The organism is Streptomyces qaidamensis (assembly GCF_001611795.1).
GTDB lineage: Bacteria > Actinomycetota > Actinomycetes > Streptomycetales > Streptomycetaceae > Streptomyces > Streptomyces qaidamensis.
In genome coordinates this window covers 2,487,213-2,509,173 of sequence record NZ_CP015098.1, presented here as the reverse complement: position 1 = coordinate 2,509,173, position 21,961 = coordinate 2,487,213, and the positions used below count along the sequence as shown (strand labels likewise).

Below are 21,961 nucleotides of genomic sequence, written 5' to 3'. Positions count from 1 at the left end.
AGATCCGCGGGCCCCGTGCGCGGTAGCCTTCACGCTGCACACACGTGCGCAGGAAGACGTCTTACCGGCCCGCATCTGGAGGAGCCACGGAGATGGCGGAACACACCAGCTCGAGCATCACCATCGAGGCCGCCCCGGCCGACGTCATGGCGGTCATCTCCGACTTCGCCCGCTACCCGGACTGGACCGGCGAGGTGAAGGAGGCGGAAGTCCTCAAGACCGACGCCCAGGGCCGCGCCGAGCAGGTCCGCCTCGTCATGGACGCGGGCGCGATCAAGGACGACCAGGTCCTCGGGTACACCTGGACCGGCGAGAACGAGGTGTCCTGGACGCTGGTGAAGTCCCAGATGCTGCGCTCCCTCGACGGCTCGTACATCCTCAAGCCGTCCGGCGCGGGCGGCACGGAGGTCACGTACGTCCTGACCGTGGACGTCAAGATCCCCATGCTCGGCATGATCAAGCGCAAGGCGGAGAAGGTCATCATCGACCGGGCGCTGGCGGGGCTGAAGAAGCGGGTGGAAGCGGGCAAGTAGCCCGGCCGCGCAGCCACCCGGCGGCAGCACCGGGCGCTCCGGGGACTCCCGGTACCGTTCAACCCCATGCGCACCATCCTGATCACCGGCCCCGGCGGCAGCGGTCGTACCACCCTCGCGGCCGCGACCGCCCTGGCCGCGGCGGCCGAGGGCACCCGCACCCTCGTCCTCGGCACCGACCGCACGGACACCCTCGGTGCCGCCCTGGGGGTGCCGACCGGCCCGGCCCCGGTCCAGGCCGCCCCCCGGCTCACCGCCTGGCGTCCCGACGCCGCCCAGGACTTCCGCAAGGACCTCACCGCACTCCAGGACCGCGCCTCCACCGCTCTGGACCTCCTCGGCGCCTCCCGCCTCGACCCCGAGGAACTCACCCCCCTGCCCGGCGCCGAGGAACTCGTCCTGCTGCGCGCCCTGCGCGACGCCGCGCTGTCGGAGGAGTACGACACCCTCGTCGTCGATCTCCCCCCGGCCCCGCAAGCCGTCGCCCTCCTCGCCCTGCCCGAGGAACTCCGCCGCTACCTGCGCCGCCTGCTCCCGGCCGAACGGCAGGCCGCCCGCGCCCTGCGTCCCGTCCTCGGGCGCCTCGCCGGCGTCCCCATGCCCGCCGAGTGGCTCTACGAGACGGCCGGCCGCTGGGACCTGGAACTGGCCGCCGTCGAAGCGGTCGTCGCCGACCGCGACACCGTCGTACGCCTGGTCGCCGAGCCCGGCCCGGCCGGTGCCGAAGCGCTGCGCACCGCCGGCCTCGGCCTCGCCCTGCGCGGTCTGCGCACCGACCTCGTGATCGCCAACCGCGTCCTGCCCGAGGCGTCCCCCGACACCTGGCTCGCCGGCCCCGTCGCCCAGCAGCGCAAGACGCTGGAGGAGTGGCGGGAGTCGTACGACGTCCGTACCGCGGCCCACCTCGGACACGACCCGCGCGGCACGGACGACCTCACCGCGCTCGCCGTGCCCGGCGTGCAGCCGGCGCCCCCCGCGGCCGACTGGCCCGTGACCGACCGGCTCGGCGAGGACGGCGTCCTCGTCTGGCGGATCCCGCTGCCCGGCGCCATACGCGAGGAACTGGACCTCGTCCGGCGCGGTGACGAACTCGTCGTCACGGCGGGGCGGTTCCGCCGGATCGTCCCGCTGCCCTCCGCGCTGCGCCGCTGCACCGTCGACGGAGCCGCCCTGCGCGGGGGCGAGCTGCGGATCCGCTTCGTACCCGACCCCGGGCTGTGGCCGCAGAGCCGGTGACCCGGCGGGTGACGGACCGGGAGGAACGGCCGGCCCCGGCCCGTGAACGCGGTACGCCCGTTCGGGTAACGTCGTAAGGACGAACCGTAGTCAGGAGTCCGTCATGAGCGAAGAGCCCTCCCCGTCCGGCGCCCCCCGCGAAGAGGCCGCGGACGAGGTGCGGGCGAGCGACGCCGACGCCTGGGCCACCGCGTGCGCCGAGGACCTCCAGGCGGAGAAGGCCCGCCGCCGCACCGAGTACGGCACGCCCCCGGGCTCCGCGGCCGACGAGCTGAAGAAGCTCGTCGACGCCGTCGCGGAGAAACTGTCCGGCGTCCAGTCCCCGCTGCTCGGCGCGGTCGCGGGGCCCGCCGCCCAGCAGGTCGTCCGGCAGGTCGTCCAGCAGGCCAAGGACGCCGTGGAACCCGTCATCGAACGCAACCCGGACGTCTTCGACCACCTGGCGGCGGCCGGGAACGAACTGCTCGCCGCCTACCGCTCCGCCGTCCAGGCCCAGGAGCGCCGCTGGACCGGCCGCGACGACCAGGACGACCCCCGTGACCAGGGCGGACGCCGGGACGGCGGCGACGACACCGGTCCCGGGGAGCACATCGACCTGGACTGAGCCCCCGGCCCCCGCCGAGCGGCGGGCCCGGTGCGGTCGCCCGGGGTGCCCACCGTGCGGACGACAGCGAAGCCGGGGGCATGGGCTCGGGTACCGTTGGCCGTAGCGGGGCTCGACCGAAACTGAGGGATTCATGGGACTCACCATCGGCGTCGACATCGGCGGCACGAAGATCGCGGCCGGCGTGGTCGATGAGGAAGGCAACATCCTCTCGACCCACAAGGTGCCGACCCCGGGCACGGCTGAGGGCATCGTGGACGCCATCGCCTCGGCGGTGGACGGCGCCCGCGTCGGTCACGACATCGTCGGCGTGGGCATCGGCGCCGCCGGCTACGTGAACCGGCAGCGCTCCGAGGTCTACTTCGCGCCCAACATCCACTGGCGCAACGAGCCGCTCAAGGAGAAGGTCGAGGCCCGTGTGGGCCTCCCGGTGGTCGTGGAGAACGACGCGAACGCCGCGGCGTGGGGCGAGTACAAGTTCGGTGCCGGCAAGGGCCACCGCAACGTCATCTGCATCACGCTGGGCACCGGCCTCGGCGGCGGCATCATCATCGGCAACAAGCTGCGCCGCGGGCACTTCGGCGTGGCCGCCGAGTTCGGCCACATCCGCATGGTGCCTGACGGCCTGCTGTGCGGCTGCGGCTCCCAGGGCTGCTGGGAGCAGTACGCCTCGGGCCGGGCCCTGGTGAGGTACGCCAGGCAGCGCGCCAACGCCACCCCCGAGAACGCCGAGACCCTGCTCGGCCTCGGCAACGGCACGCCCGACGGCATCGAGGGCAAGCACATCTCCATGGCCGCCCGCCAGGGCGACCGGGTCGCCGTCGACTCCTACCGCGAACTGGCCCGCTGGGTCGGCGCGGGCCTCGCCGACCTGGCCTCCCTCTTCGACCCCTCCGCGTTCATCGTCGGCGGCGGCCTCTCCGACGAGGGCGAACTGGTCCTCGGCCCGATCCGCAAGTCCTACAAGCGCTGGCTGGTCGGCGGCAACTGGCGCCCGGTGGCCGAGGTCCGCGCGGCGGAACTGGGCAACAAGGCGGGCCTCGTGGGCGCGGCGGACCTGGCCCGGGAGCCCGACCCGATCATGTAGACGCCGTCAAGGCGCGCGCCCCAGGGGCGCGGGGAACTGCGCGACAAGCCACGGACGACCGGCACTCGCGCACGACCCCGCGTCCCACCCCATGGGGCGTAAATTGATCACATGTCGCTGCTCCCCAACTCGCGTACAGAACCCGACGGTTCCGCAGTCATCAGGGTCCTCGGCTACAACATCCGCTCCATGCGCGACGACACCGACGCCCTGGCCCGCGTGATCAAGGCCTGCGCACCCGACCTCGTCCTCGTCCAGGAAGCCCCCCGCTTCTTCCGCTGGCGCAAGAAACTCGCCCGCCTGGCCCTCGCCTCCGACCTCGTGATCGTCACCGGCGGCGCCACCACCACCGGACCGGCCATCCTCAGTTCGCTCCGCGCAAGCGTCGAACGCACGGAGGACATCCTCCTGCCCCCCACCCCCGGCCTGCACCGCCGCGGTTTCGCCACCGCGGTCGTCCGCATCGCCGGCGCCCGCCTCGGTGTGCTCAGCTGCCACCTGTCCCTCCAGAAGGACGAGCGCTACGAGCAGTCCGGCATGGTCCTGGACCGGCTCGCCGGCCTGGGTGTGGAGCACGCGATCGCCGGCGGCGACCTCAACGAACGCCCCGAGGGGCCGGCCTTCCGCCGGCTGGCCGGCAGCCTGACCGACTGCCGGGCCGCGGCCCCCTGGGGCGGCGAGCACACCTGGACCCCCGCCGACCCCTACCAGCGCATCGACGCGATCTTCGCGACCGACGGCATCGAGGTCCTGGGCTGCGGCGTGCCGACCGGGCAGCCGGGGGTGTCCGACGCGGACCTGAGGGCGGCCACGGACCACCTTCCGGTCCTGGCCGCCCTCCGAGTCCCCGCTTCCTAGACGACCGCACCCCGCCCGGGGTCGTCGTCCTCCTCGTCGTCCGTGCGCATGCGCATCACCAGCGTCGCGAACCCGCCGAGGAACCCACCGATCCCCAGCGTGGCCAGCCACCACGTCATGTCCCAGCCGAGCAGCACGGCCAGCAGGAGCAGCACCGGCCCGCCGAGCACGCCGAGCCAGGCGAACTTGGCGGTCGGGTCGCCGGTCGGCAGCGGGGGCGGCTCCGGGGGCACGAAGTGACCCTCGTCGTCCTCGTCGAAGTCGTCCTCGGCGGGCTCGGGCGGGGTGTAGTCGCGCGGGCCGACGCCGGGCGCGAACGAGACGGAGCCGCCCAAGGGCTGCACGGCCTTGTCCCCGGGCTCCTCGGCCTCCTGCGACTCGGCCGGCTTGACGGTGTCCCCGGACTTCACGGCCGTGTCGCCCCGGTCGCCGTCGATCACGGCGTCATTGGGCCCGGCCGCCGGCAGGGCCAGGTCCTCGATCGCCTTGAAGGGCTTGGCGCCCGGCGGGTCCGGCGGCTCCTCGCCGTACCCGGCGACGATCGCCGCCCAGGCGGCCTCCTCGTCGAAGGGGACGCCCTTCTCCTCCGGCTCCCGGCCCTCGCGGTCGGAGTCGTGCTCAGCCACCTGCGGTCGTCCCTTCCTTGCCGAGCCCGGGCTCCTTGCCGAGGGCGGACGCGATGCGGCCGATGAACGCGAGGCTCTCCTCGTGGATCCGGTCCGCGTCATGGTCCAACGTGGCGACGTGGTAGCTCTGTTCCAGGATGACCTCTTTCACGTCCGTCGAGGAGATACGGCTGAGGATGCGGGCCGAGTCGGCGGGTGGCACGACATGGTCCTGCGGGCTGCGCATCAGCAGCACCGGCTGCGTGACCTGCGGCAGCTCGCGGTCGGTGGCCCGGAAGAACTGCCGCAGGGAGTGCGCCGCGTGCAAAGGCACCCGGTCGTAGCCGAGCTCCCTGCTGTCCGGCCTGGCGATGTCGCTGGCGATGCCCTTCGTCGCGGGGACGAGGTGGCGCACCACCGGGAGGGCGTGCGCGGTCAGGCCGTGCACCTTGTTCGCGGGGTTGACGACCATGACACCGCGGACGGTGTCGCCGTGCCTGGCGGCCAGCCGCAGGGCCAGCGCGCCGCCCATGGACAGACCGGCCACGAAGACCGTCTCGCGGCGCTCGCACAGCAGACGCAGCGCGCGGTCCACCTCCGCGTACCAGTCCTGCCAGCCGGTGATCCGCAGGTCCTCCCAGCGCGTGCCGTGCCCGGGCAGCAGCGGCAGGGAGACGGTCAGGCCGTGCTCGGCGAGGTGCTCCGCCCAGGGGCGCAGCGACTGCGGTGATCCGGTGAAGCCGTGGCAGAGGAGGACGGCGACCTCCCCGCCCTCGTGGTGAAACGGCTCGGCTCCGGCAAGGACCGGCACCTTCGGCCTCCTGGTCGTGAGAAGGGACTGGCACGATCACGGAATGTCACGGAACGTCATGGAAGGGGTTCGCGCATCGTGCGCGGGACCTTCACCGTACGCGACCGCACTGACACCGACCAGGGCCGTCGGCGCCTTTGACAGTGCTCCGGGTTAAGGTCTGATCGACACATACAGGAGGCACTCGGTTGTTGTACGGCGCGATGAAGGTCACCATCGGGGGTCCGCTGAAGCTCGCCTTCAGACCCTGGGTGGAGGGCCTGGAGAACGTACCCGCCGAGGGCGCTGCGATCCTGGCGAGCAATCACCTGTCGTTCTCCGACTCCTTTTTCCTGCCCGCCGTCCTCGACCGCAAGGTCACCTTCATCGCCAAGGCCGAGTACTTCACGACGCCCGGCGTGAAGGGCCGGATGACGGCCGCCTTCTTCAAGGGGGTCGGACAGCTCCCCGTGGACCGCTCCGGTGCGCGCGGTGCGGGTGAGGCCGCCATCAAGAGCGGCATAGAGGTGCTGGAGCGCGGTGAGCTGTTCGGGATCTACCCGGAGGGCACGCGCTCGCCCGACGGGCGGCTCTACCGGGGAAAGCCGGGCGGCCTCGCGCGCGTGGCGCTCGCCACGGGGGCACCGGTCATCCCCGTCGCCATGATCGACACGGAGAAGATCCAGCCGCCCGGGAAGGTCATGCCGAAGCTGATGCGGCCCGGCATCCGGATCGGCAAGCCCCTTGATTTCAGCCGCTACCAGGGCATGGAGCACGACCGGTTCGTGCTGCGCGCGGTGACCGACGAGGTCATGTACGAGATCATGAACCTCTCCGGCCAGGAGTACGTCGACATGTACGCGACGGCCATGAAGCGGCAGCTCACGGAAGCGGCGAAGGCGGAGAAGGAAGCCGAGAAGGCCGCCAAGGCCGCTCTCGCGCGGGCCGCGAAGGAACAGGCCGAGAAGGAAACGCAGCAGCAGGAGCAGCAGGAGCGGCGGCGGACCGAGCCCTAGCCGGGGCTTCGGTCGGGGGGCGGGGGAAATGGCCAAGCGCGAGCGAGTCATGAGGATGTCGGTCGAGCAGCCGCTGTGGCGTGCCCTCACCGGGTACCGGGTGCTCACGATGCTGTACGCGGTCGGCCTGTTCGCCACAGCCTACGACGAGTTCACCCGCCCCTGGGTCGCCGTCGCCTACTTCGCCGTGCTGTGCGCCTGGACCCTGGCCACGCTGACCCGCGTCGCGAACGCCGCCCGCTGCACCAAGCGGTTCCTCGCCGCCGACCTCACCATCGCCGTCACCGGCATCCTGCTCACGCCCGTCGCCGACGCTCACGAGCGGGTCCAGGCGGGCGGCCCGACTCTGCCGTCTATATGGACCGCCGGTGCCGTCCTCGCCTTCGCCATCAAGGGCGGCTGGCGCTGGGCGGCCCTCGCCTCCGGCCTCGTGGCGGTCGCCAACCTGGTCGAGCGCGGCAGCCCGGCCCGTGACACCGTCCACAACGTCATCCTGGTCTGCATCGCCTCCATCGCCATCGGCTACGTCGTCGAGGTCGCCCGCGCCTCCGAGCGCACCCTCGCCCGCGCCCTGGAGATCGAGGCCGCGACGCGCGAGCGGGAGCGCCTCGCCCGGGACATCCACGACAGCGTGCTCCAGGTGCTGGCGATGGTGCAGCGCCGCGGGGCCGTGCTCGGGGGAGAGGCGGCCGAGCTGGGCCGGATGGCCGGTGAACAGGAGGTCGCGCTGCGCACCCTGGTCTCCGGCGGCCTCGTGCCCGTCTCCCGGGTCTCGGAGGACGCCGCCGAGGGCGCGCTCGTCCGGGCCGTCGACGAGGAGCCCGAGCCGAGCGGCCCCGTCGACCTGCGCGCCCTGCTCGCGCCGTACGCCGGGGCCAAGGTCAGCCTCGCGGAGCCCGGCGCGCCCGTGCCGCTGGCACCGGCCGCCGCCCGGGAGGTCGCCGCAGCCGTCGGGGCCGCCCTGGACAACGTCCGCCGGCATGCCGGTCAGGACGCGCGCGCGTGGATCCTCGTCGAGGACGAGCCGGACGAGGTGATCGTCACCGTCCGGGACGACGGCCCCGGCATCCCGGAGGGGCGGCTCGTCCAGGCCGAGGGCGAGGGGCGGCTCGGCGTCGCCCTGTCCATCCGCGGCCGGCTGCGCGACCTCGGCGGCAACGCGGAGCTGATCTCGGTGCCGGGCCAGGGCACGGAGGTCGAGTTGAAGGTACCGAAGGACGAGACGGACACACGGGGGAAGGCGGAGCAGCGATGACGGACACCACCGGGGACCGGCAGGACCCGATCAAGGTCATGGTCGTCGACGACCACCCCATGTGGCGCGACGCCGTCGCCCGCGACCTCGCCGAGTCGGGCTTCGAGGTCGTCGCCACCGCCGGCGACGGCGACCAGGCCGTACGCCGCGCCAAGGCCGCCGGGCCCGACGTCCTCGTGCTCGACCTGAACCTGCCCGGCAAGCCCGGCGTCCAGGTCTGCAAGGAGGTCGTCGGCGAGAACCCCGCGCTGCGCGTCCTCGTGCTGTCCGCGAGCGGAGAGCACGCCGACGTCCTGGAGGCCGTGAAGTCCGGCGCGACCGGCTACCTGCTGAAGTCGGCCTCCACCGGCGAGCTCCAGGACGCGGTCCGCCGCACGGCCGCCGGCGACCCGGTCTTCACCCCGGGCCTGGCCGGGCTGGTCCTCGGCGAATACCGCCGCCTGGCCTCCGAGCCCGCCCCCGCCTCCGACACCGGCGAACCCAAGGCGCCCCGGCTCACCGACCGCGAGACCGAGGTGCTGCGGCTGGTCGCCAAGGGCCTGAGTTACAAGCAGATCGCCGAACGCCTGGTCATCTCCCACCGCACGGTGCAGAACCACGTCCAGAACACCCTCGGCAAGCTTCAGCTGCACAACCGCGTCGAGCTCGTCAGGTACGCGATAGAGCGCGGCCTCGACGACGAGTGAGGCGCCCGTCACACTGACCCTTCGTCAGGCACCTGCGGCGAAGGGACTGTTCCATGCGCGTCGGAGTACTGACCGGAGGCGGCGACTGCCCCGGCCTCAACGCCGTCATCCGGGCCATCGTCCGCAAGGGCGTGCAGGAGTACGGCTATGACTTCACCGGCTTCCGGGACGGCTGGCGAGGACCCCTGGAAAATGCCACCGTCCGTCTCGACATCCCCGCCGTGCGCGGCATCCTGCCCCGCGGCGGCACCGTCCTCGGCTCCTCGCGGACCAATCCGCTGAAGGTGGCGGACGGCATCCGCCGGATCAAGCAGACCCTCGCCGAGCTGGAGGTCGAGGCGCTGATCACCATCGGCGGCGAGGACACCCTCGGCGTGGCCGCCCGCCTCTCCGAGGAGCACGGCGTGCCCTGCGTGGGCGTGCCGAAGACGATCGACAACGACCTGTCCGCCACCGACTACACCTTCGGCTTCGACACGGCCGTCGGTATCGCGACCGAGGCCATCGACCGGCTGCACACCACCGCCGAGTCCCATATGCGCGTCCTGGTCGTCGAGGTGATGGGCCGCCACGCCGGCTGGATCGCCCTGCACTCGGGCCTCGCGGGCGGCGCCAACGTCATCCTCATACCCGAGCAGCGCTTCGACGTCGAGCAGGTGTGCACCTGGGTGACCTCCCGCTTCCGGGCGTCGTACGCGCCGATCGTCGTCGTCGCCGAGGGGGCGATGCCCAAGGACGGCGACATGGTCCTCAAGGACCAGTCGCTGGACTCCTTCGGGCACGTCCGGCTGTCCGGGGTCGGCGAGTGGCTCGCCAAGGAGATCGAGAAGCGCACGGGCAACGAGGCCCGCACCACGGTCCTCGGCCATGTGCAGCGCGGCGGCACCCCCAGCGCCTTCGACCGCTGGCTCGCCACCCGCTTCGGACTGCACGCCATCGACTGCGTGCGCGACCGCGACTTCGGCCGGATGGTCGCCCTGCGCGGCACCGACATCGTCCGCGTCCCCATCGCGGACGCCACGGCCCGCCTGAAGACGGTGGATCCGGCGCTGTACGAGGAGGTCGGGGTGTTCTTCGGCTGACCGGACGGCGACCGGTGCCGACCGGGACCGAGCAGCCCCGGCCGGCACCAGGTCAGACCGAGGGCGCGCCCGTGCCCCGCACCTGCGCCACCAGCTCGCGCACCACCGCCGCGCCGTTCAGTGTCAGCACCGACTCCGGATGGAACTGCACCCCCGCGAACCCACGAGCGCGCAGCGCGTGCACCTCCCCGTTGGCGGCGCGCGCGAGCTCGACCCCGTGCGCCGACAGCTCGGCCGCCGCCTCGTCGTCGCAGCGCGCCACGAAGCTGTTGTAGAAGCCGACGGTCTCCCGCCGCCCGAACAGCCCGATCTCCGTCTGCGCCCCCTGGTACGGCACTTCCTTCCGTACGATGTCCAGCCCCAGCTCGGCCGCGATCAGCTCGTGCCCGAGGCACACCCCCAGCACGCCCTGCCGTTCGCTGCGGATCACCTCGGCGGTGAGGCCGCGCAGGAAGCGCATCTTGGGATCCGCGAGGTCGGACGGGTCGCCCGGACCGGGCCCCAGCACGACCGGTCCCTCGTGTGCGAGCACCGCCTCCCGCAGCCCCGGCTCGTCGTACCGCCGCACGCTCACCTCCAGGCCGCCGGCGCGCAGCACGTGCGCGAGCATCGCCGTGAAGGTGTCCTCACCGTCGACGACCAGGGCGTGCCCGGTCAGTTCCGCGGAGCGCTCCTGCATCCGCAGCCAGAAGGGCGCGAGCGAGGAGCGGCGTCCGTCGAGCGCGGCACGCACCCGGGGGTCGTCGGCCAGCCGCGGCCGCACGGACTCCTCGCGCGGCCGTCCCGGCCGTACGCCCAGGGCCGCCAGGACACCCGCCGCCTTCGCATGGGTCTCCGCGACCTCGCTCTCCGGGTCGGACCCGCGGACGAGCGTGGCGCCGACGGGAACGCGCAGCCGCCCGCCGGAGGAGATGTCGGCGGTGCGGATCAGGATCGGGGAGTCGAGGGTCTGGGCGCCGCCGGAGTCCCGGCCGATCAGGGCCAGCGCGCCCGCGTAGTACCCCCGCCCCCCGGCCTCGTGCCGTTCGATGACCCGGCAGGCGTTCTGCACGGGCGAGCCGGTGACGGTCGCCGCGAACATCGTCTCCCTCAGCACGTCCCGCACGTCCAGCGAGGACTTCCCGCGCAGCTCGTACTCGGTGTGGGCGAGGTGCGCCATCTCCTTCAGCCGGGGCCCGATCACGACCCCGCCCATGTCGCCGACGGTGCACATCATCTTGAGCTCCTCGTCGACGACCATCGACAGCTCCTCGATCTCCTTGCCGTCGGCGAGGAAGCCGAGCAGGTGCTCGGGCGTGGGCCCCTCGGCGGGGTAGCGGTAGGTGCCGCTGATCGGGTTCATGACGACCGTGCCGCCGGACATCCGCACGTGCACCTCGGGACTGGCCCCGACCAGCGTGCGGTCCCCGGTGTGCACCACGAACGTCCAGTACGCCCCCCGCTCGCCCTCCAGCAGCCGGCGGAACAGGGCCAGTGCGTCGGCCCGCCCGAAACCGGGGATCTCTCCCTCGTACGTCCGCCGGATCACGAAGTTCGCGCCCTCGCCCCGCCCGATCTCCTCGCGCAGCACGCGTCCGACGATCTCGCCGTACTCCTCGTCGGCGACATCGAAACCGCCGCCCTCGACGCGCACGTCGTGCGCCGGGAGCTGCTCCAGGGCTTCGGCCAGCGGGACGTCGTACGACTCCTCGGGCGTGAGGGCCAGCAGGGGCGTGCCGTCGTCGCGCACGTCGAAGCCGCGCTCGCGGATCTGCCGGAAGGGCACCAGCGCGAGGCTCCGGTCGGGGAGGTCGGCGAGGCGGTCGTGCGAGGCGACCGGGCCGATCAGGACCTCGACCCGTTCCTGGTCGTGGCCCGGGGTGCGGCGGCGCAGCAGGGCGAACGGACGGGGGTCGTCCGGCAATCCGAGCAGGTTCATGGGTCCGTGCTCCATCTCGGTGAGAGAGGAACGGACCCCGGGAAACACCGAAGGCCGCCCCTCGGGCGGCCTTCGCGAAGTCTTGTGTACGCGCAGTCAGCGGGCCGCCGGATGAGCGGTCCACCACCAGGTCTGGGTCGAGTGCGCGAACATGCGACGCACCCTACCCCACGTCCGAGGAGTGTTCGGGGTGTCTCAATTACTGGTCATGGGTCAGGACGCCCGACACGACCCCGTAGTGTTGAGGTCGTGACCGTGAACGCTAAGACCAGCTCCTCCGCTGGCAACACCTGGCGAGACCTGCCCGCGGCGCAGCAGCCCGAGTACCCCGACACCGAGGCTCTGCGCGCAGTCGTTGCGGACCTCGAGTCGTATCCGCCGCTCGTCTTCGCGGGCGAGTGCGACCAGCTGCGCGCCCGGATGGCGGCCGTCGCCAAGGGAGAGGCGTTCCTCCTCCAGGGCGGCGACTGCGCCGAGGCCTTCGACGCGGTGTCCGCCGACCACATCCGCAACAAGCTGAAGACGCTGCTCCAGATGGGCGCCGTGCTCACGTACGCCGCGTCCGTGCCGGTCGTGAAGGTCGGCCGCATCGCCGGCCAGTACTCCAAGCCGCGCTCCAAGCCGACCGAGACCCGCGACGGCGTGACGCTGCCGACCTACCGCGGCGACTCCGTCAACGGCTTCGACTTCACCGAGGCCGCGCGCATTCCGGACCCCGAGCGGCTGAAGCGGATGTACCACGCGTCCGCCTCCACGCTGAACCTGGTGCGCGCCTTCACCACCGGCGGTTACGCCGACCTGCGCCAGGTGCACGCCTGGAACCAGGACTTCGTGAAGTCGTCCCCGTCGGGCCAGCGCTACGAGCAGCTGGCGCGCGAGATCGACCAGGCGCTCAACTTCATGCACGCCTGCGGGGCCGACCCGGAGGAGTTCAAGACGGTCGAGTTCTACGCCTCGCACGAGGCGCTGCTGCTCGACTACGAGTCCGCGCTGACCAGGGTCGACTCGCGCACGGGGCAGCTGTACGACGTCTCCGGGCACATGGTGTGGATCGGTGAGCGCACCCGGCAGCTGGACCACGCGCACATCGAGTTCGCGTCGAAGATCCGCAACCCCATCGGCATCAAGCTGGGTCCGACGACCACCGCCGAGGACGCGCTGCAGTACATCGAGCGACTCGACCCCGAGCGTGAGCCGGGCCGGCTGACGTTCATCGTCCGCATGGGCGCCGACAAGGTCCGCGACAAGCTCCCCGAGCTGGTCGAGAAGGTCACCGCCTCCGGCGCGACCGTGGCCTGGGTGACCGACCCGATGCACGGCAACACCTTCGAGGCGGCCTCCGGGCACAAGACCCGCCGCTTCGACGACGTGCTCGACGAGGTCAAGGGGTTCTTCGAGGTGCACAAGGCCCTCGGCACCCACCCGGGCGGCATCCACGTGGAGCTCACCGGCGACGACGTCACCGAGTGCGTGGGCGGCGGCGACGAGATCTTCGTCGACGATCTGCACCAGCGCTACGAGACGGCCTGCGACCCGCGGCTCAACCGCAGCCAGTCGCTCGACCTGGCGTTCCTCGTGGCCGAGATGTACAGGGACCAGTGATGTACAGGGACCAGTGACGGGTCCGCCTGTTACCGGGGCATGGACTGGGGCGCGGATCACACGATCCGCGCCCCTCTCCACTTTTGCGCCCCGGACCCGACGGGTAAGGTTAGGTTAGCCTCACCGATCAACGGGGACGGCGCATCTGAGAACGACCCGTCGGAGGTGAACCGCGTGTACGTCTGCAGTTGCTTCGGGATCACCGAGCAGCAGGTAAAGCAGCACGCGGACGGCGGCGCCTGCACTCCCCGCCAGATAGCCTCCGCCTGCAAGGCGGGCACGGACTGCGGGTCCTGTGTGCGCCGCATCCAGGCGATTCTGGGCAGGGGAGCCTGCCCTCGCCGTGATCTGGCCGACCGGGGCGAGCCGGTGCTCACGGAGCTGGAAGACGCCGCCTGACGGCAGGCCCCTAGCTCGGCTGCTCGATCTGCTGTGCGATGTACAGCGCCTCACCCAGCTTTTCGATCAGCTCCAGCTGCGTGTCGAGATAGTCGATGTGGTGCTCCTCGTCCTCCAGGATCGACTCGAAGAGGTTCGCGGACGTGATGTCGCCCTTGCTGCGCATCACCTCGATGCCGCGCCTGAGCCGGTCGATCGCCTCCACCTCGACCTGCCGGTCCGCCTGGAACATCTCGGTGACCGTCTGGCCGACCCGGACGTGGAAGAGCCGCTGGTAGTTGGGCAGGCCGTCCAGCATGAGAATGCGCTCGGTGATCTTGTCCGCGTGCTTCATCTCATCGATGGACTCTTCACGCGTGTACTTGGCGAGCTTGGTCCAGCCCTTGTTGTCCTGGATCCGGTAATGCAGCCAGTACTGGTTGATCGCCGTCAGCTCGCCGGTCAGCTGCTCGTTGAGGAATTCGAGGACCTCGGGGTCGCCCTGCATCGCAGAGGCTCCTTCCACGCGGGGGAACAGGCAGGTTGCGCCGCATGATTCCACTGGCGCGAAAGATCGTCCAGTAAGTCTCCACTTAGTAAGTAAGGGCATGCTTAGTTTAGTTTGTCCCTTTTCGGAGTGAGCCCGGTCAGGGGCATCACCCGGGGTCTGTCAGGATGGAGTCATGGGTCAGCCGCTGGAACACGAATCGGGAGACGGGCGCGATCCAGCAGGAGCGACGCAGCCGGAGCTGCCCCCGGGACAGCGGCTGCAACGCGGCTGGCCGGTCACGCACTACGGGCCCGTCCCCAAGTTCCGGCCCGAGCGCTGGGAGTTCCGGGTCTTCGGCGCCACCGCGGGCGGCGGCAAGCACTGCTGGACCCACGAGGAGTTCACGGCCCTGCCCCACGCCACCGTGGTGGCCGATCTGCACTGCGTGACGAAGTTCAGCATGCTGGGCGCCGAGTGGGGCGGCATCCCCGCGCGCACGCTCCTCGACATCGCCCCGCCCGCCGGTGACGTCACCCATGTGATGGTGTGGGCCGAGTACGGATTCAGCTCCAACCTGCGGCTGTCCGACTTCGCCGACGAGCAGGCCCTCTTCGCCACCCACAAGGACGGCGAACTGCTCACCGCCGAACACGGCTTCCCGCTGCGCCTGATCGTGCCCCACCTCTACGCCTGGAAGGGCCCCAAGTGGGTGCGCGGCGTGGAGTACATGACCGCCGACCGGCGGGGCTTCTGGGAGGAGCGCGGCTACCACAACATCGGCGACCCCTGGCAGGAGCAGCGCTACTCGTACCAGGAGGAGCCCGGGGACGGCCCCGACCTCTGACGGGCTCAGCCGTCGCGGAGCTTCTTCAGCCGTTCCACGTCCGCGGCGTGCCCCTGCTTGCCGCCCGGCGTCTCGATGATCAGCGGCACGCCCGCGGTCGCGGGATGCGTCATCAGCGCCCGGAACGGGTCCTCGCCGATGTGGCCGACGCCGATGTTCTCGTGCCGGTCCTTGTGGGCGCCCACCACGTCCTTGGAGTCGTTGGCGTGGATCAGCTTCAGCCGGCCCTCGCCGACGGTGTCCACCAGCAGGTCCAGCGTCTGGTGCATACCGCTCGGACCGGTCAGGTCGTGCCCGGCGGCATAGATGTGGCAGGTGTCCAGGCACACGCCGAGCATCGGGTGGGCGTCCAGCGCCTCGAAGTACGGGCCGAAGTCCCACGTCCGCGAGCACAGCGAGGCGCCCTGTCCGGCCGTCGACTCCAGCAGCAGGAACGGGTCGTCGTCGTGGGTCAGCTCGTCCAGCAGCGGCAGCAGGTGCTCCCGTACCTGCTTCAGCGCCACCGACCGCTCCCGGCCGCCGGTCGCGCTGCCCGTGTGCACGACCACGCCGAGCGCCCCGATCTCCCGCCCGCGCCGCAGCGAGTGCCGCAGCGACTCCACCGACCGCTCCACGGTCGCCTCGGTGTGCGAGCCGAAGTTGATCAGGTAGGGGGCGTGCACATAGGCCGGGATCGACTCGGCCGCGCAGGCCGCGCGGAACGCCTCGTCCTGCTTCGGGTTCCCGGTCGGCGTGGCCCAGCCGCGCGGGTTGGCGACGAAGACCTGGACGGCCTCCGCCTTCAGGTCACGGGCGTACGACAGGCCCACGGAATGGAGCCCGCCGGCCACGGGGACGTGGCCGCCCACGGGGTTGCGGGAGGGGCCGGACAGCTGACTGTTCACCCGTTCAGGGTGTCATGCGTCCGGCCCTGCTCCGTCCACGGGCCGCCGCCCGGGCCCCTCACCTGATCTTGATGGTGATCGTCGAGCCCTTGGGCGCGGTCGCGCCGCCGTCGACGGACTGGCTCTTGACCTCGTCGCCGAACAGGCCGAGCAGACCGCGGTCCTCCTCGACCTGGAACCCGGCACTCTCCAGCGCCCGTGTGGCGTCGTCGACGCTGTCGCCGACCACGTCCGGGACCTCGACCATCTCGGGGCCCTTCGACAGCGTCAGCGTCACGGTGTCGCCCTCGGCCGCCCGGCCGCCGGACTTCGGCGTCTGCCGGACGACCTGACCCTTGTCGTACTCGGAGGAGTTGACGCGCTCGGTGGCGATCCTCACCTTGAGGCCGGCCTCGGTCAGCTCGGACCTCGCGTCGGCCTCGTCCGAGCCGGTGACGTCGGGGATGTCGATGGGAGCGCCCTTGCTGACGACCAGCGCGACGGCCGTGCCCGCACGCACCTTCGTGCCGTCGGCCGGGCGCGCGGAGATCACCGATCCGCGCGGCACGTCGTCGCTGAACTCCCGGGTGACCATGCCCGGCTCCAGCCCGTCCTCCTGCAGCTGGGCCCGTGCCTGGTCCAGCTTCTGGCCCGCCAAGGCGGGCACGCGAGCGGTCTCGGGGCCGTCGGAGATGGTGAACGACACGGAGTCGTGGAGGCGGATACGGGCGCCCGGCTCCGGGTACATGCCCATGATCGTGCCGCGTTTGACGGTGTCGCTGTGGGCGTGGCTGACCTCGCCCACCTCGAGCCCGGCATCCTTCAGCTCGTCCGTGGCCTGCGCCTCGGTCTTCGACAGCAACGGCGGGACCTTGGTGAACTGGCCGGAGTTGATGTACCAGACGCCCGCGCCCAGGCCGAGCACGAGCAGGACGGCGACGACGATCGCCGCCGGGCCGCGCCGGAACCCCGGGCGGCGTCGGGACCGCGGGGGCGGCGGCGGGGACTCGAAACGGCTGGTGCGGTCGAGGGTGGCCCCGGAGGCCTCGTCGTCCTCGTTCACCGGCAGCGGGCGCGGTGTGGTCAGGGCGCGCGGGATCACGGTCGTCCGGTCGTCGCCGTTGTCGTGGTCCGCCGCGAGCGCCTGCGGCGGCACCGCGTCCAGCTGGTCCTCGCTCAGCCGGCCGCGCCCGTCGCGGACCTGCGCGAGCAGCGCCACCGCGTCGTGCGGGCGGATCGCCGGGGTGCGCGCCGTCGCCGAGGCCACCATCTCGTCCAGCTCGTACGCCAGACCGGGCACGGCGGCCGAGGGCGGGGGCACGTCCTCGTGCAGGTGCTTGTAGAGGATCACGGCGGGGGAGTCCCCGTCGTGCGGCTTGTCGCCGGTCAGCATCTCGTACAGCATCACGCCGCACGCGTACACGTCGACGCGGGGATCGGCGGTGCCGTCCTCTATCTGCTCCGGGGCGAGGTACGAGACCGTGCCGAGGACGGTGCCGGTGGTGTTCGTCACCGTGTCCACGGCCCGGACGAGACCGAAGTCGGCGACCTTGACCCGGCCGTCGTCCCCTATGAGGACGTTCTCGGGCTTCATGTCGCGGTGCACGAACCCGGCACGGTGGGCGGCGCCCAGCGCGGCCAGCACCGGCTCCAGGATGTCCAGGGCGGCGCGCGGCTGGAGGGCCCCGCGCTCGCGCAGCACGTCGCGCAGGGTGCATCCCGCGACGTATTCCATCGCCAGGTACACGTACGAGCCGTCGGTACCCTGGTCGAAGACCTGCACCACGTTCGGATGGGCCAGCCGGGCCACCGACTTCGCCTCGCGGATGAACCGCTCGACGAACGAGGCGTCGACCGCGAGCGCGGGGTGCATCACCTTGAGCGCGAGGACCCGGTCGAGCCGGGTGTCCACGGCCCGGTAGACCGTGGCCATCCCGCCGACCGCGATCCGCGCGTCGATGCGATACCGGCCGTCGAGCACCTGCCCGACCAAGGGGTCCTGAAGGGTCGTGTCCACGCAGGCGAGTGTACGAGCCGCCACCGACAGCTCTCCCGCCCCGCCCGATTTCGGGGCGCGACTGCAGCCGACCTGTGACGTGTGCACGAGCCCCTACCGGAAAGCGGGCCGTTCCGGGTCCAGGGCGGCCATTCCCTCCGCCGGTGACGACGCCTGTGCGAAATGCCGCCTCGGGATCCGCCCCGCCCGGTACGCCAGCCGCCCGGCCTCCACGGCATGCCGCATCGCGTCGGCCATCAGCACGGGCTCCTGCGCCCGCGTCACCGCCGAGGCGAGCATCACACCCGCACACCCCAGCTCCATCGCCAGCGCCGCGTCCGAGGCCGTACCGGCACCGGCGTCCAGGATCACCGGCACGCGCGCCTGCTCGACGATCAGCTGGAAGTTGTGCGGGTTGCGGATCCCGAGCCCGGAGCCGATCGGTGAGCCGAGCGGCATGATCGCCGCACAGCCCGCGTCCTCCAGCTTCCGCGCCAGCACCGGGTCGTCGTTGGTGTACGGCAGCACCGTGAACCCGTCGTCGACCAGTGTCTCGGCCGCCTCCAGCGTCTCGATCGGGTCCGGCAGCAGCGTGCGCTCGTCGGCGATGACCTCCAGCTTGACCAGGTCGGTGCCGAGGGCCTCGCGAGCGAGGCGGGCCGTGAGGACGGCCTCGCCGGCGGTGAAACAGCCCGCCGTGTTGGGCAGCACCCGGATGCCGAGCCTGTCGAGGACGGACAGCACCGAACCGTGCACCGAGGCGTTCACCCGGCGCATCGCGACGGTCGTCAGCTCCGTCCCCGAGGCGACGAGCGACCGCTCCAGCACCTCCAGGCTGGGCGCCCCGCCCGTGCCCATGATCAGACGGGACGTGAACGACGTACCACCGAGGACGAACGGATCGTCGGCCATGGTCAGCCTCCTTGAACGGCCGTGAGGACTTCCACCCGGTCTCCCTCGGAGAGCGGTGTGGCGGGCCACTGCGTGCGCGGGACGACGGTTTCGTTGAGGGCGGCGGCCACGCCCGAGGACGAGGCGGTGAGCGACCTCACGACGGTGTCGAGAGCCGTGCCGGGCCGGACGTCCCGGGGCTCGCCGTTGACGGAGATGTTCATGCGGGCTGCTCCGTGAGTGCGGTGGCGGGACTGAAGCGCTTCGGGGTGAAGGGCCGGGACTCCTGCGGGAGTTCACCCGTGGCCAGGGCGTGCGCCAGGGCGTCGCCGGTCACCGGCGTGAGCAGGACGCCGTTGCGGTAGTGCCCGGTGGCCAGCAGCAGGCCCTCCAGACCGGTCGGTCCGAGCAGGGGCGCGTTGTCGGGGGAGCCGGGCCGCAGCCCGGCCCGGGTCTCGGTGAGCGGCAGCTCGGTGATGCCCGGGACCAGCTCGTGCGCGTCCCGCAGCAGCTCGTACACGCCGCCCGCGGTCACCGTGGTGTCCCAGCCGAGCTCCTCGCTGGTCGCCCCGACGACGAGTTCGCCGCTCTCGCGCGGCACCAGGTAGACATGGCTGCCGCGCACCACCGCGCGCACGGTCCGGCTCAGGAACGGCCCGTGCCGCAGCGGCATCGTCAGCCGCAGGACCTGCCCCTTCACCGGCCGCACGGGAGGCAGCACGTCCTCCGGCACCCCGGCGAGCCGCCCGCTGAGGCTGCCCCCGGCGAGCACCACCTGCCCGGCGGCCGCCTCGGTCCCTCCGGCCAGGACGGCACCCGCGGCCCGGTCCCGTACGACGGCCAGCCGTTCAGCCCACGTCCGGTGGAAGACCACGCCCGCCCGCTCACAGGCGGCGACCAGGGCACCGGCCAGCCGCCGGGGGTCGATCTGGTGGTCGCCGTCGACCCGCAGCCCGCCGCGCACGCCCGGCGCGAGCATCGGCTCCAGGCGCCGGCACTCGCGCCCGGACAGCCACTGCGACTCCAGCCCCGACTGCTGCTGCAGGGCGTGCAGTTCGCGCAGGTGGGCCCGGTCGTCGGCGTCCAGGGCGACGGCGAGCGTGCCGCAGCGGCGGTAGCCGAGGTCCCGGCCGGTCAGCTCGGTGAGCTCGGCGGCGAAGTCCGGGTAGCGCCGGGCCGAGGCGAGGTTCAGGCCGAGCAGGGTCTGCTCGCCGTAGTGCAGTTCCGTGACGGCGGCCAGCATGCCGGCCGCGACCTGCGCGGCCCCGCCGCCCGGCTCGGGGTCGACGACGGCCGTGGCGAACCCGCGCTGCGCGGCCCGCCAGGCCGTGACCAGGCCGATGATCCCGCCCCCGATGACGAGGACGTCTGACGATGTGGACGTAGGCGACATGGGCGTCCAGCCCCTCCCTTCGCCGGCATGACCCGGATCAGGTTCGTACGGTCGGAGGCCGCCAGCCTCCCTCTCAGCCCGGTGCGTCCGGGCTCCCGCGAGTGCTTTACGTTGGCCACCCTAGCCCGATGCCCTGTCCCGCAGTAAGGGAGCCTCAGCCCATGGCCCGGTCCCTCGACGGTCTCGTCCTCGCCCCGGTCGCCGACCAGGCACCGGGCCAGGTGGGCACCCGCACCCGGTTCACGTACCACGAGCGGCAGGGCGAGATCTGGGCCGAGTACGCGGGCGGCGACGTCGTACGCGGCCATCTCGTGGGTACCCGGGAAGGTGACCGGCTGGACTTCCGGTACGTCCAGCTCAAGCGGGACGGGACCACTTCCTCGGGGCACTGCGTGTCGGCGGTCGTGGAACTGCCCGACGGGCGGGTGCGGCTGGAGGAGACCTGGGAGTGGGAGTCCCGGCAGGGCAGCGGCACGAGCGTTGTGGAGCAGGTCACGGCGCACGAGCGCTGACTGACAATGCGTCAGGTGTCTATGGTGATCAGGTGAGCGAGCAGACGCAGGAACCAGGTTCGTCCGCGCCGCGGCGTGTCGTCGTGGCGGGTGCGGGCATGGCCGGGGTGCAGAGCGCCGTCGCCCTGCGCGAGCGGGGCTTCACCGGCGACGTGATCCTGCTCGGCGCCGAGCCCCACCAGCCCTACGACCGGCCCCCGTTGTCCAAGGCCGTCCTGCTCGGCAAGTCCGAGGGGTCCGCCTTCGACGTCGACTTCGAAGCGCTCGGCGTCGAACTGCGCCTCGGCTGCGAGGTGCTGGGCCTGCGCCCCGCCGACCACGAGCTGGACACCGAGGACGGGCCCGTGCCGTACGACGTCCTGGTCGTCGCGACCGGCGCAGAACCGGTCCGGCTGCCCGGCGCCGAGGGCGTGCCCGGCGTGCATCTGCTGCGCACCCTGGACGACGCCGAGCGGCTGCGGCCGGTGCTGGCCCGGCGGCAGGACATCGTGGTCGTCGGCGCGGGCTGGATCGGCGCCGAGTTCGCCACGGCCGCCCGCGAGGCGGGCTGCGCGGTGACCGTCGTGGAAGCCGCGGAACGGCCGCTCGCCGGAGCGCTGCCCGCCGAGGTCGCCACCCCGATGACCGGCTGGTACGCCGACGCCGACGTGGCCCTGCGGACGCACGCGCGCGTGGAGCGCGTCGAGCCGGGCGCGGTCCTCCTGGACGACGGCTCGCGGCTGCCCGCGACCGCGGTCGTCGTCGGCATCGGCGCCCGCCCCGCGACGGCCTGGCTGGCCGGCTCCGGGATCGAGCTCGGCTCGTACGGCGAGATCGTCGCCGACGAGCATCTGCGCACGTCCGTGCCGGACGTGTACGCCGTCGGCGACTGCGCCTCCTTCCCCTCGGGGCGCTACGCCGAGCGCCTGCTGGTCCACCACTGGGACAACGCCCTCCAGGGGCCGCGCACGGTCGCCGTGAACATCGTCGGCCGGGCCACGGGGGAGACGCCGGCGGTGTACGACCCGGTGCCGTACTTCTGGTCCGAGCAGTTCGGGCGGTTCGTCCAGTACGCCGGGCACCACGCGGCCGCGGACACGATCTTGTGGCGGGGCGACCCCGCCGGACCGGCCTGGACGGTCTGCTGGCTGCGCGGTGAGCGGCTGGTCGCGCTGCTGGCGGTGGGCCGGCCCCGGGACCTGGCGCAGGGCCGCCGCCTGATCGAGTCGGGCACCGCGATGAATACGGTGCTGCTGGCGGATCCGGCCAGGCCCATGAAGGCGGCGACGGCTTGAGTTCCGGCGCCCTCGGGGGGCCGCCCGGGCGGCGCTGCCCGGCCCGGC

General features: G+C 72.3%; 24 protein-coding genes and 1 riboswitch. Of the genes, 14 read left to right on the top strand and 10 right to left on the bottom strand.

Annotated features, from left to right (window positions below; all coding sequences use genetic code 11):
• Positions 1 to 92: 92 nt before the first annotated feature.
• The 5 genes from A4E84_RS10990 to A4E84_RS10970 all read left to right on the top strand — a co-directional run bounded on the left by A4E84_RS10990 (position 93) and on the right by A4E84_RS10970 (position 4,318).
• Positions 93 to 533 carry an SRPBCC family protein gene (locus A4E84_RS10990; protein WP_062926382.1) on the top strand — a complete coding sequence of 147 codons (441 nt, stop codon included), beginning with the start codon at positions 93 to 95 and terminating at the stop codon, positions 531 to 533.
• Between the two features lie 66 nt (positions 534 to 599).
• Complete coding sequence (locus A4E84_RS10985) at positions 600 to 1,769, top strand: ArsA family ATPase (protein ID WP_062926381.1); 1,170 nt, start codon at positions 600 to 602, stop codon at positions 1,767 to 1,769.
• 103 nt (positions 1,770 to 1,872) lie between these two features.
• Complete coding sequence (locus A4E84_RS10980; protein ID WP_062926380.1) at positions 1,873 to 2,373, top strand: DUF5304 domain-containing protein; 501 nt, start codon at positions 1,873 to 1,875, stop codon at positions 2,371 to 2,373.
• A 133-nt stretch (positions 2,374 to 2,506) separates the two neighbouring features.
• Positions 2,507 to 3,460 carry an ROK family glucokinase gene (locus A4E84_RS10975; RefSeq protein ID WP_062926379.1) on the top strand — a complete coding sequence of 318 codons (954 nt, stop codon included), beginning with the start codon at positions 2,507 to 2,509 and terminating at the stop codon, positions 3,458 to 3,460.
• Positions 3,461 to 3,571: 111 nt separating this feature from the next.
• Positions 3,572 to 4,318 carry an endonuclease/exonuclease/phosphatase family protein gene (locus A4E84_RS10970; protein WP_062926378.1) on the top strand — a complete coding sequence of 249 codons (747 nt, stop codon included), beginning with the start codon at positions 3,572 to 3,574 and terminating at the stop codon, positions 4,316 to 4,318.
• Here the strand turns inward: A4E84_RS10970 and A4E84_RS10965 are convergent.
• Positions 4,315 to 4,944 (bottom strand): hypothetical protein, encoded by a 630-nt coding sequence (locus A4E84_RS10965; protein WP_062926377.1) that lies wholly within the window; start codon positions 4,942 to 4,944, stop codon positions 4,315 to 4,317. The genes A4E84_RS10970 and A4E84_RS10965 overlap by 4 nt on opposite strands.
• The gene (locus A4E84_RS10960; RefSeq protein WP_062926376.1) at positions 4,937 to 5,734 is read right to left on the bottom strand and encodes an alpha/beta hydrolase; all 798 of its coding nucleotides are present in this window, start codon (positions 5,732 to 5,734) and stop codon (positions 4,937 to 4,939) included. Before A4E84_RS10960 ends, A4E84_RS10965 begins: the two co-directional genes overlap by 8 nt.
• 203 nt (positions 5,735 to 5,937) lie before the next feature.
• On the opposite strand from A4E84_RS10960, the gene A4E84_RS10955 reads away from it, so the two are divergent.
• Genes A4E84_RS10955 through A4E84_RS10940 form a run of 4 tightly spaced genes read left to right on the top strand, consistent with a single transcriptional unit; the run spans position 5,938 to position 9,752 of the window.
• A complete protein-coding gene (locus tag A4E84_RS10955) occupies positions 5,938 to 6,729 on the top strand; it encodes a lysophospholipid acyltransferase family protein (protein ID WP_062931396.1) in 792 nt (263 codons plus the stop codon).
• Positions 6,730 to 6,757: 28 nt separating this feature from the next.
• Complete coding sequence (gene macS / locus A4E84_RS10950; protein ID WP_062926375.1) at positions 6,758 to 7,984, top strand: MacS family sensor histidine kinase; 1,227 nt, start codon at positions 6,758 to 6,760, stop codon at positions 7,982 to 7,984.
• Positions 7,981 to 8,670 carry a response regulator gene (locus A4E84_RS10945; protein ID WP_062926374.1) on the top strand — a complete coding sequence of 230 codons (690 nt, stop codon included), beginning with the start codon at positions 7,981 to 7,983 and terminating at the stop codon, positions 8,668 to 8,670. The genes macS and A4E84_RS10945 overlap by 4 nt, the downstream gene beginning before the upstream one ends.
• A 53-nt stretch (positions 8,671 to 8,723) precedes the next feature.
• The gene (locus A4E84_RS10940; protein WP_062926373.1) at positions 8,724 to 9,752 is read left to right on the top strand and encodes a 6-phosphofructokinase; all 1,029 of its coding nucleotides are present in this window, start codon (positions 8,724 to 8,726) and stop codon (positions 9,750 to 9,752) included.
• Between the two features lie 52 nt (positions 9,753 to 9,804).
• On the opposite strand, the gene A4E84_RS10935 is transcribed toward A4E84_RS10940, so the two are convergent.
• Together A4E84_RS10935 and A4E84_RS45710 are read right to left on the bottom strand one after the other, a co-directional pair.
• Complete coding sequence (locus tag A4E84_RS10935) at positions 9,805 to 11,670, bottom strand: anthranilate synthase family protein (protein ID WP_062926372.1); 1,866 nt, start codon at positions 11,668 to 11,670, stop codon at positions 9,805 to 9,807.
• A gap of 96 nt (positions 11,671 to 11,766) precedes the next feature.
• The gene (locus A4E84_RS45710) at positions 11,767 to 11,823 is read right to left on the bottom strand and encodes a trp operon leader peptide (RefSeq protein WP_078625594.1); all 57 of its coding nucleotides are present in this window, start codon (positions 11,821 to 11,823) and stop codon (positions 11,767 to 11,769) included.
• A gap of 96 nt (positions 11,824 to 11,919) precedes the next feature.
• Here A4E84_RS45710 and A4E84_RS10930 point away from each other — a divergent pair, with 96 nt between their 5' ends.
• Complete coding sequence (locus A4E84_RS10930; RefSeq protein ID WP_062926371.1) at positions 11,920 to 13,272, top strand: class II 3-deoxy-7-phosphoheptulonate synthase; 1,353 nt, start codon at positions 11,920 to 11,922, stop codon at positions 13,270 to 13,272.
• A gap of 165 nt (positions 13,273 to 13,437) precedes the next feature.
• Positions 13,438 to 13,671: a (2Fe-2S)-binding protein gene (locus tag A4E84_RS10925; protein WP_062931395.1), complete on the top strand. Its 234-nt coding sequence runs from the start codon at positions 13,438 to 13,440 to the stop codon at positions 13,669 to 13,671.
• A gap of 10 nt (positions 13,672 to 13,681) precedes the next feature.
• On the opposite strand, the gene bfr is transcribed toward A4E84_RS10925, so the two are convergent.
• On the bottom strand, positions 13,682 to 14,158 hold the full coding sequence (gene bfr, locus A4E84_RS10920) for a bacterioferritin (RefSeq protein ID WP_033312705.1): 477 nt from the start codon (positions 14,156 to 14,158) through the stop codon (positions 13,682 to 13,684).
• 175 nt (positions 14,159 to 14,333) lie between these two features.
• On the opposite strand from bfr, the gene A4E84_RS10915 reads away from it, so the two are divergent.
• Positions 14,334 to 14,984, top strand: a complete 651-nt coding sequence (locus A4E84_RS10915; protein ID WP_062926370.1) for a sulfite oxidase-like oxidoreductase — start codon at positions 14,334 to 14,336, stop codon at positions 14,982 to 14,984.
• A 5-nt stretch (positions 14,985 to 14,989) separates the two neighbouring features.
• Here A4E84_RS10915 and A4E84_RS10910 read toward each other — a convergent pair whose 3' ends face one another.
• The 5 genes from A4E84_RS10910 to thiO form a co-directional block, all read right to left on the bottom strand.
• On the bottom strand, positions 14,990 to 15,868 hold the full coding sequence (locus tag A4E84_RS10910; RefSeq protein WP_062926369.1) for a deoxyribonuclease IV: 879 nt from the start codon (positions 15,866 to 15,868) through the stop codon (positions 14,990 to 14,992).
• A gap of 58 nt (positions 15,869 to 15,926) precedes the next feature.
• The gene (pknB, locus tag A4E84_RS10905) at positions 15,927 to 17,864 is read right to left on the bottom strand and encodes a Stk1 family PASTA domain-containing Ser/Thr kinase (RefSeq protein WP_062926368.1); all 1,938 of its coding nucleotides are present in this window, start codon (positions 17,862 to 17,864) and stop codon (positions 15,927 to 15,929) included.
• A 93-nt stretch (positions 17,865 to 17,957) separates the two neighbouring features.
• Positions 17,958 to 18,755, bottom strand: a complete 798-nt coding sequence (locus tag A4E84_RS10900; RefSeq protein ID WP_062926367.1) for a thiazole synthase — start codon at positions 18,753 to 18,755, stop codon at positions 17,958 to 17,960.
• A gap of 2 nt (positions 18,756 to 18,757) precedes the next feature.
• Positions 18,758 to 18,958: a sulfur carrier protein ThiS gene (gene thiS, locus A4E84_RS10895; RefSeq protein ID WP_062926366.1), complete on the bottom strand. Its 201-nt coding sequence runs from the start codon at positions 18,956 to 18,958 to the stop codon at positions 18,758 to 18,760.
• Positions 18,955 to 20,127, bottom strand: coding sequence for a glycine oxidase ThiO (thiO, locus tag A4E84_RS10890; protein WP_062926365.1), 1,173 nt, complete (start codon positions 20,125 to 20,127; stop codon positions 18,955 to 18,957). The genes thiS and thiO overlap by 4 nt, the downstream gene beginning before the upstream one ends.
• Positions 20,125 to 20,236: riboswitch (TPP riboswitch) on the bottom strand. (Overlaps the previous gene by 3 nt.)
• Positions 20,237 to 20,288: 52 nt before the next feature.
• Here thiO and A4E84_RS10885 point away from each other — a divergent pair.
• Both A4E84_RS10885 and A4E84_RS10880 read left to right on the top strand, forming a co-directional pair.
• Positions 20,289 to 20,639, top strand: a complete 351-nt coding sequence (locus tag A4E84_RS10885; RefSeq protein WP_062926364.1) for an avidin-fold protein — start codon at positions 20,289 to 20,291, stop codon at positions 20,637 to 20,639.
• Between the two features lie 32 nt (positions 20,640 to 20,671).
• Positions 20,672 to 21,913 carry an NAD(P)/FAD-dependent oxidoreductase gene (locus A4E84_RS10880; RefSeq protein WP_079128933.1) on the top strand — a complete coding sequence of 414 codons (1,242 nt, stop codon included), beginning with the start codon at positions 20,672 to 20,674 and terminating at the stop codon, positions 21,911 to 21,913.
• Positions 21,914 to 21,961: the final 48 nt, after the last annotated feature.